Source organism: Candidatus Hepatincolaceae symbiont of Strigamia maritima (genome assembly GCF_055505085.1).
Window position 1 is genome coordinate 1 of the sequence record NZ_DBKDTU010000136.1, and the last position, 9,227, is coordinate 9,227.

Here is a 9,227-nt window from a genome sequence, read left to right on the forward strand (position 1 = left end):
TAATAATTTTTTATAGAAGTTTATTCCATAAATTACTATAGGCATAACTTTTTGAATTTTAGAAGTCTGTATTAGGGTTAAAACCTCAAAAAATTCATCCATAGTACCAAATCCACCGGGAAAAATTATCAAAGCTTTTGAGAGATAGGCAAACCAAAATTTTCTCATAAAAAAATAATTAAAATTAAAAGAAAGTTGGGTAGTTGTATAAGGATTAGAAGTTTGCTCATGGGGTAGGTAAATATTAAACCCTAAAGAGGCAATACCTGCTTCATGTGAACCACGATTAGCAGCCTCCATAATACCTGGTCCGCCACCGGTACAAATATGAAACTTAGTTTGTTCTAAAGAACTAGACCAAAGAGCTAATTTTTTAGATAAAAGTTTGGCATCTTCATAATATTTAGACATCTCAAACTTTTTTTTAGCAAGATCCTGATTAAGATGATTTTTCTCTGCAAATACTAATTCTTGTTTTGCTACTTCTTGTGATAAAATACGTGCTGAGCCGAAAAAAACTATGGTGTTGCTAATACCAGCTTGGTCAAGCTTGTGCTTGGGTTCCACAAAGTCACTCATGATTCTAAGAATTCTAGCATCTCTGCTGTTCATAAAATCTTCATTTTCAAACATTTTTTTAAACATATGAACTCACAGTTATTAGATAATTAAGAATATAGTATACTATGTTTTTTCTCTTTTTTATATAAAAAGCTACATAATTAATTATGAAACCAATTATAAATTAGAGTAGCGGTTGTTAGATTAATATTGGGTACTTTTAATAATTCATTAATACTAGCTTCACTAATTTTTTTAGCAGAACCAAAATTATTTAAGAGATCTCTTTTTCTTTTAATGCCAATACTAGGAATAGCATCTAATTCTGATTTAGTAATTTCTTTGAGTTTACTTTTGCGTTGATTTTTAATAGCAAATCTATGAGCTTCATTACGTAGATGTTGAATGAAATGTAAGGAGGCTGAATCTTCATTTAAGGTTAATATTTGTTTAGAGTCTAAAATTAATTTTTCTTCACCAATATGCCGATTTTTTCCTTTAGCTATACCAATTGCTGTAATTTTTGTATTTAAACCCAGAGACACTAAAACTTCCTTTGCAATATTAAGTTGTCCCAATCCGCCGTCTATTAGAATAAGTTCTGGTAGAATTTCATTATTTTTGAGAGCCCTTAGAAATCTACGCCTTATTACTTCTCTGAGAATACCAAAATCATCATTACCTTTAATAGTTACATCTTTTAATTTAAAGATACGATAATTTTTTTTATTAAAACCAGAATATTCTGCACAAACCATTACTCCAAGAGCGTGGGTGCCGTAGAGATGTGAATTATCATAGATTTCTATTTTGCTAATTCCCGAGATGATGTTAAAAAGTTTAGCTAATTCTTGGAATTTGCCGTACCATTTTTCAGATGTAGCTATTTGTTGCTCTAGTGCTACTTGAGCATTAAAAGAAGTGGTATCCATAACTTCTTTTAAAGTTCCGCTTTTGGGTACTTTAATAACAACTTTCTGTTGTTTTTGAAAACTTAATGCTTCTTGGAGTAAATTAATTTCTCTAAGAAGCATATTCAAAAAAATATGCTCAGGAACCTCATGGGTAGTATAGAACTGGGGAATAAAAGCACTTAAAATTTCTTCCATGCTATCCTCCGGCAAATGTTTGGGGTAAAACACTAAAGTTCCTTTACTATGTCCTTCTCTAAAAATAAAAACCTGAATACTGCTTATAAATTGATTAGTAGCTATGGCAATAAAGTCAGCATTAATATTATGATTTAGAATAATATTTTGTTTAGTCTGAATTTGGTTAATTTTTTGAATCCTATCCCTATAAATTAAAGCTTTCTCAAAGTTTCTATCATTACTAGCTTGGGTCATATCTTTAATTAAACTTTCTTTTAAACTAAGATTTTTTCCATGAAGAAAAGTTATAGTTTGTTTTATAGCATCCTTATAATTATCATAGGAAATTTTATCTACGCAAGGAGCAGAACAACGTTTAAGTTGATACAAAATACAGGGTTTCTTTCTGGTATTAAAAGTATAATCAGAACAACTACGTAATAAGAAAATTTTTTGGATCAAATCTACTGCCTCATTTACTGCAAGGGTTGAAGCAAACGGACCGAATAGATTTTTTAAATCAAGATTCTTTTTATATTTAACTCTAATTTTAGTAATTCTAGGATAGGAATGACTAGTATCTAGGTGAATGTAAGGATAAGATTTATCATCTCTTAATAAAATATTATATTTAGGTTTTAAATTCTTAATTAGATCTGCCTCTAAAAGTAAAGCCTCAACTTCTGTTTTAGTTACTACAAAATCTAAAGCAGTAACCTGAGCAAGCATATGTTCGATTCTAGAGCCGTGATTTTTATCTTTACTATAACTAGTGATTCTTTTTTGTAAATCTTTAGCTTTTCCAACATATAAAACCATATTTTTATGATTCAACATTTTATAAACCCCGCTACTATCTGGTATTTTAGGAAGTAGGGATTTAATTAGGTTGTGTCCAGTATTTTTTTGCATAGTATTATTAAAATTATCCTTGACAGAAGCTTTACGGCATTATGGTAAAGTCCTTAGAAATCCGTGTCAAGATTAAAAATAAAAAAAATATCTTTAGTCTTAAGGCGTTATGTTATTTATAAGGAATCATAGCAGAGAATTTTTTATTCACCAAATTTGTGAATAATTCTGTGGATAACTTTTACTCAGCTCTTATTCTTGCTTGATAAGAGTTATTTTTCCTAAGGTGAATACTTTAATAAGATACTTCCTGTAACCCTTATAAAGCATACATTTATTAATCCAGAAAAATATAGTGCTTTTTTAAAAATTAACTTGTTTTTAAGAATCATTAAAAAACTATTAAGTGTTAATAACTATTAGAAAAGTACAAAATTTCCCCTATTCATGTAAGATAAAAAATTATCTTACATGTGCACCGTTATCTATATGTAGAGTTTGAGCGGTAATAAAAGGATTATTAATTAAAAACTCTATAGCTTCTGCAATGGCAGTAGGTGCTAGCGGTTTTTTTAATAAAAAAGAATTACTTAATTTCTGAAATGCTACTTCAGTCATAGTATGATGTTTCAGCACTAATCCTAAAGCAACTGCATTTACCCTAATAGTAGGAGCAAGACTTAGAGCTAATAACTCTGTAAGAGTAGTTAGAGCACATTTTGATAAAGTATAAGATAGATAATTGGGAGTTTTATTATAAACTTTTTGGTCAGTTATATTAATAATACAACCATCCTTAGAACTAGGTAATTGTTTGGCAAAACTTTGTGCTAAAAAGAGAGGAGCTTTAAGATTGATTTTGAATTGTTTGTCGAAAGCATCAGGAGTGATATTAAAAATAGTATCATTTAGAAAAATAGCAGCATTATTAATTAAGATATTTACAGGAGTTTGAGTTTGGTCTTTAATTTTTTGGAATAAACCACTAACCTCAGATTCTATAGTAAGATCTGCTTTAATTAAATATACTTGTATTTTATAAAGTTTGATTAATTCTAGTTGTAACTCTTGAGCTGCAGATGCTTCAGAATTATAATGAATAATTAAATCCATAGAATTTTTAGCTAAATGAATAGCAATTGCTTTACCAATTCTTTGACTTGCACCGGTTATTAAAGTAAGAGATTGTTTCATACTAAGATCTCAAATTTATTGTATTATACTATTAATATAATAATTAAATGATAAAGGAAAGTAGCATGATAGAGCAAATAAAAAAACTATTACAAAGTATTAATACTAATAAACCTAAGCACAAAAACTCTATGATTTTTTTATTAATAATAAAACCGGGAAAGTAATTCATAAGTGGCATCATTATTTTGATATTTATGAAAAACACTTTGCTAGATTTGTAAATACTCCTGTTAATGTTCTAGAAATAGGAGTTCAAAATGGAGGTTCTTTATTAATGTGGAAAGAATATTTTGGGAAAAATTCTCATATAATTGGGCTAGATATTGATAATAGGTGTAAACAACATGAGGATTTATCTAAAAATATAGAAGTATTGATTGGTGATAGTTCTAACTTAGCTTTTATGGAGAGTTTAATTAAGCAGTTTCCTAAAATTGATATTGTAATTGATGATGGTGCACATACTTGGAAAACACAAACTAAAGCCTTTTTAGCACTTTATGATAAAATTTCAGCAAATGGGGTATATTTGGTAGAAGATATTCACTGTAATAATTGGGAAGGATATCAAGACTATGATAAAAGTTTTATAGACTTTGTTAAAGAAAAAATAGATTTATTATCTGCTTACCATGTGGATATGGATAGGTTTTTACAACTGAGTATTCCTTATGAGCAAAGAAAAACGTCTATCTCTGTACCATTGTTTACTCAAACCACCCAGTCTATTAGTTTCTATGATAGTATCATTGTTTTTGAGAAAAAACCGACTAAAGAACCGTATTCTTCATATCAGGGATAATTATTTAAATTAATAACAACCAAATGTATAAGGTATAGATACCTAGTAAAGCACTGCCTACAAAACGGTTAATTTTATTCATCAGACAGAAGATACATAAGGCTACAAGAGCGGTTATAAAAAAAGTAAAATCATAATATGAGAAATTTTTGCTACTTAGAGGAGTTATTAAAGCAGTTATGCCGGGAATTAAAACTGTATTAAAAATATTACTACCAATAATGTTTCCTAGAATTAATGCTGTATGCTTTTTTACAGATGCAACAATAACTGAGGCTAGTTCCGGCAGAGAAGTTCCTAAGGCAACTATGGTAATTCCAATAATTTTTTCATTTATACCAAGAATTAAAGCAAGAGTTACAGCATTCTCTACTAATAATTCAGATCCTATGAATAAGCCTATAAACCCTAACATAAGATAACAAATTATAGTAAAAGTTTTTATGGTTTTTGTTATGGATAATTCTACTGATTCATTAGCAAAATTTTTGGTGTGAAACTTGTAACTTAAATAAATATAACCACTTATTATTAAGATAAATCCAGACCCAATTAGAAAAGTAAATTTATAATACATAAGTAATACAATAAAAATTAGATTAGTAATTATTAAAAAATAAAGATCCAAGCGGGGAATTTTGTTAATAAGAATAGGATTAATTAATGCTGCAATAGCTAAAATAAAAAACACATTGATAATATTACTTCCTACTATATTCCCTAAACTAAGTTCTTGATAACCGGAGAGAGCGGCAGTTAAGGATACAATTAATTCCGGTAAAGAGGTACCAAAACCAACCACAAAAATGCCAATAAATAAGGGTTTAATTTTTAATTTTAAAGAAGCAGAAGCAGCTCCCAGAATTAAATAGTGTGCTCCTAAGGATAAACTCACTAAACCAATACATAATAAAAAATAAATCATATTATGTGGTATCCTTTAATAAAATACTATAGACAATTTTAACACAATAATATAAAGTACCCTAATTTTTATTAAAGAATCTAAGGAGTAGCAACCCTTAATACTGAGAGATTATTATCTATAGAAAGTTGGTTTAGAAAATAATTTTGTAAAAATAATCAAACTAAAAATACAAACCAATGTTTATCAAACAATTAACTAAACATAACATTACTTAAGTAAGGTAGGATTGTAATTGGTTTAGAATTTCTTGATACATAGCTTTTTTAAAATTCACAATAAGATTAATTATCTCCGGAGGAGATACCCATTTATAATCTATAAATTCCGGATGATTAGAAAAATTTAGATTAATATCTTGGTTGGTAGCTAAAAATTTTAAAGCAAACCAGATTTGTTCTTGCCCAACATATTGTGCATTCCAAAATTTATTTCGTAAATTAGAGGGAAGTTTATAGCGTAACAAGGTAGTTTGTGAGATAATCTCTACTTTATTGGTACCAATTTCTTCTTCTAACTCTCGAAATATTGCCTCACTGGGTGCTTCATTATTATCAATTCCTCCTTGAGGCATCTGCCAACAGTTTTTAGGAGTAATTCTTCTTCCCATAAATATTTTTTTGTCATGATTAAACAAAAAAGCTCCAACTCCTCTGCGGTATAACTCTTGATTTTTTAGCATAGTTATTAATTTCCTAATTAGTACTAATATTTTAACAGAAAAAACTAAGAAACAGGAATAGTTAGCATAAAATATGGAACTACAAGCCTGATTAAAAATAAATTATTTTTTTTCTAACCAAAGTAAAGGATTAATAGGGATTCCCCTGTAATTTAATTCAAAATATAACGGTGAGGCTCTTTTTTTTGTTAAGCCAATTACCTCATGAGCTCTTACTAATTGTGTTGGTTTAACGCTAATATCATAATTTCCTGCAATGATACTAATATAAGACGGTGAATGTTGAATGATTACCACATTTTTAAAATCATGAAAAGAATCGGCAAAAAGTATTTCTCCGTCCATTGGGGTAATAATTTGAGAATTTCCCAATGCTATTAAGACAATACCATAGGAATGAATATAATTTTTAGATGTCTTAAAACTATTTTTTAAGAAACCGGAATTGGGCCATAATAGTTTACCCCTATATTGTTCCAAAAATTTATCTTGTGCTATTTCTTCTTTAGTAAATTTGTGAGTATTAAGGGAGTTAATTAGAAAATATAAACTTTTTGATTTTTTTGCTAAAGCATTTAATTTTTTTGCTTGTGCTAAAAATTTCTGTTGAGAATTATTTTTTAAGTAAGATCTTAGTATCCGCATATTTTTTTGCATATCCTTAGTTAAACTACTGAGTTTTCTTTGGGAGATATTTAGCTCTTTTTGGGTGTTTTCTATATCCTTTAATTTAATAGTGGAGGCTTTAATTTCAGTAACTAAATATTGAATTGCGTATTTAATTACAGCATAGGTTTTTGCTATTTCAAAAGTTGATAAATTTTTTATTAATAATACTTGAGAGGGAACTTTTTCAAAACGATAAATGGCAGTTACATAAAAAGCTATTTTGGATTTGCTATCATTAATTTTTTGGATTTGAGATGTTTTTTTAATTTCTAAAAGAGCAATATATTCATTAAGATTCTTTAATTGAATCTCATTATTCCGAATATTTTCTGATAAAATAATTATTTTAGTTTGATTACTAGCTGTAAAAGCAATACTTTTATAAGGTAATAATACAAAAAGTAATAAATAGCTAAAGAGCCTAAAATTTTTTAGTAAGCTAGGTTGCATCTATCTTTTAAGTAAAGATTTACCGGTCATTTCTACCGGAATAGTTAACTCCATTAATTCTAATACAGTAGGAGCAACATCAGCTAATCTACCGTTATTTAAAGTAACTTCCGTTTTATCCGGAGGTGGATTAATTAAAACCATTCTTACAGGATTAGTCGTATGTTGGGTATGAGGTGCATTGTTTACATAATCCCACATGGTTTCACAATTACCATGATCTGCTATCATAAGCAAGATATATCCTGCTACTTTTACAGTAGCTTCTAATTCTTCTATAATTTTATCAAGAGTATTGGCAGCCTTAATAGTAGCACTGAGAACACCAGTATGTCCTACCATATCACCATTTGCATAATTTACTACAATAAAATCAGGTTTATCTTCTAAGAGAGATTTTAATAAGTTTTCTGTAATTGTAGGAGCAGACATTTCGGGTTGTAAATCATAAGTTGAGATCTTTGGGGAAGGTACTAAAATACGTTTCTCTAAATCGTAGGGTTCTTCACGTCCTCCGCTAAAAAAGAATGTAACATGAGGATATTTTTCGGTTTCTGCTATTCTTAATTGGCTATAAGAATTTTTAGCTAAAATTTCTCCTAAAGTATTATTTAAATTAGCAGTAGGAAATAATATTCTTAAGTGTTTATCTAATTCTTTAGAATAAGATACCATCCCTAATTTGTAACTAAAATTTATAGTTTTAGTTCTAGTAAAGTCTTCAAAACTTCTAAAAAATAAAGAATTTAGCAGTTGCCTAACTCTATCTGCCCTAAAATTTATCATAAAAACAATATCATTATTTAACATACCTTGGTAATTATCAATAATTGAGGGTTTAATAAACTCATCAGTAATATTATTTTTATAAGAATCCTCAATTGCCTCTGTTATTGTTACATATTTAGGGCCATGAGCACTTACTATAGCATTATAGGCAAGTTCTGTACGTTCCCACCTATTATCTCTATCCATAGCATAATATCTACCACTTATGGTGGCAATTTTAATTAGGTTTGGATATTTATTTATTAACTCATTTAAAAGAGCTAGATGGTTTTTAGCACTTTGCGGTGGAGTATCTCTGCCATCTGTAAATAAATGTAAATAAGTATTTACCCCAGCTTTAGCACATATTTCTATAGCATAAAGAAAATGTTTTACGTGTGAGTGTACCCCTCCTTCAGAAAATAAACCCATGAGGTGAATGTTGGCGGAGAGTTTTTTAGCTTTTGTTAAGGCTTTTAATAATTCTGTATTAATAGCAAATTCTTTATCGGCAATAGCTTTGTTAATTCTTGGTAAATCTTGATATACTACCCGTCCTGCTCCGATATTAGTGTGTCCTACTTCTGAATTTCCGATTTGTCCCTCAGGTAACCCGACATCAAGTCCGCTGGTAATGAGTAAAGAAGAAGGATATTCTTTTAAAAATCGGTGCCAATTTTTAGTATCTGCTAATTCTATAGAGTTGTACTCTTTTTCAAGACGCTCTCCCCAGCCATCTAAAATGCATAATAAGACTTTGTTAGTCATCAAGTTTCCAATTCTTTTTTATTAAATACTAAATTAAATATAACATATTTGTTATTACTAAAAAATGCTTTAATTTTTAGTTACGATTATAGGGGTGATTCAAAGTAATACTTTGAATTCTGTAGAGTTGTTCTGTAATGAGACAAGATATAATGGGATAGAATAGCTATATTTTACTACTACAGTTCGTTTAAAAAACCCGCAATAATATGGGAAAACATGGGAAAATATGAAAATAGAAATCAATTTGTCCCGTTTAATATGTCATTTTTTATATAGTGGGGTAAAACATAAGTAAATAGGCACTTTCAAGTGAAGTGTCTATTTTTTTGGCAATTATATACCTGACTAACCAATTTTGTTATTTTATGTTTTCTTTAAAGTATTCAGAAACGAATTTTAGCACTTGTTCAGTAATTCTGAAACCTTTATCTATGTCTTCTAAATATCCTTGATGTATTG

8 protein-coding genes are annotated in these 9,227 nt (G+C 28.8%); 1 reads left to right on the forward strand and 7 read right to left on the reverse strand.

Translation table 11 applies throughout. The annotated features are described in order from the left end of the window. The 3 genes from ACQCX0_RS03455 to ACQCX0_RS03465 form a co-directional block, all read right to left on the reverse strand. Nucleotides 1-645, reverse strand: a 645-nt coding sequence (locus ACQCX0_RS03455; RefSeq protein ID WP_462562781.1) for an LOG family protein, incomplete at its 3' end; no start/stop codon positions are given. 77 nt (nucleotides 646-722) lie between these two features. Beyond that, nucleotides 723-2,564 carry an excinuclease ABC subunit UvrC gene (gene uvrC / locus ACQCX0_RS03460; RefSeq protein ID WP_462562782.1) on the reverse strand — a complete coding sequence of 614 codons (1,842 nt, stop codon included), beginning with the start codon at nucleotides 2,562-2,564 and terminating at the stop codon, nucleotides 723-725. Nucleotides 2,565-2,966: 402 nt separating this feature from the next. Further along, nucleotides 2,967-3,698 carry an SDR family NAD(P)-dependent oxidoreductase gene (locus ACQCX0_RS03465; RefSeq protein WP_462562783.1) on the reverse strand — a complete coding sequence of 244 codons (732 nt, stop codon included), beginning with the start codon at nucleotides 3,696-3,698 and terminating at the stop codon, nucleotides 2,967-2,969. 193 nt (nucleotides 3,699-3,891) lie between these two features. On the opposite strand from ACQCX0_RS03465, the gene ACQCX0_RS03470 reads away from it, so the two are divergent. Further along, nucleotides 3,892-4,503: a CmcI family methyltransferase gene (locus ACQCX0_RS03470; protein WP_462562788.1), complete on the forward strand. Its 612-nt coding sequence runs from the start codon at nucleotides 3,892-3,894 to the stop codon at nucleotides 4,501-4,503. A gap of 4 nt (nucleotides 4,504-4,507) precedes the next feature. On the opposite strand, the gene ACQCX0_RS03475 is transcribed toward ACQCX0_RS03470, so the two are convergent. The 4 genes from ACQCX0_RS03475 to gpmI form a co-directional block, all read right to left on the reverse strand. Then, nucleotides 4,508-5,428 carry a sodium:calcium antiporter gene (locus ACQCX0_RS03475; protein ID WP_462562784.1) on the reverse strand — a complete coding sequence of 307 codons (921 nt, stop codon included), beginning with the start codon at nucleotides 5,426-5,428 and terminating at the stop codon, nucleotides 4,508-4,510. A gap of 214 nt (nucleotides 5,429-5,642) precedes the next feature. Beyond that, nucleotides 5,643-6,110 (reverse strand): RNA pyrophosphohydrolase, encoded by a 468-nt coding sequence (locus ACQCX0_RS03480; RefSeq protein WP_462562785.1) that lies wholly within the window; start codon nucleotides 6,108-6,110, stop codon nucleotides 5,643-5,645. Between the two features lie 102 nt (nucleotides 6,111-6,212). Next, on the reverse strand, nucleotides 6,213-7,229 hold the full coding sequence (locus ACQCX0_RS03485; protein ID WP_462562786.1) for a murein hydrolase activator EnvC family protein: 1,017 nt from the start codon (nucleotides 7,227-7,229) through the stop codon (nucleotides 6,213-6,215). Next, nucleotides 7,230-8,765: a 2,3-bisphosphoglycerate-independent phosphoglycerate mutase gene (gene gpmI, locus ACQCX0_RS03490; protein WP_462562787.1), complete on the reverse strand. Its 1,536-nt coding sequence runs from the start codon at nucleotides 8,763-8,765 to the stop codon at nucleotides 7,230-7,232. It abuts the gene before it with no gap. Nucleotides 8,766-9,227: the final 462 nt, after the last annotated feature.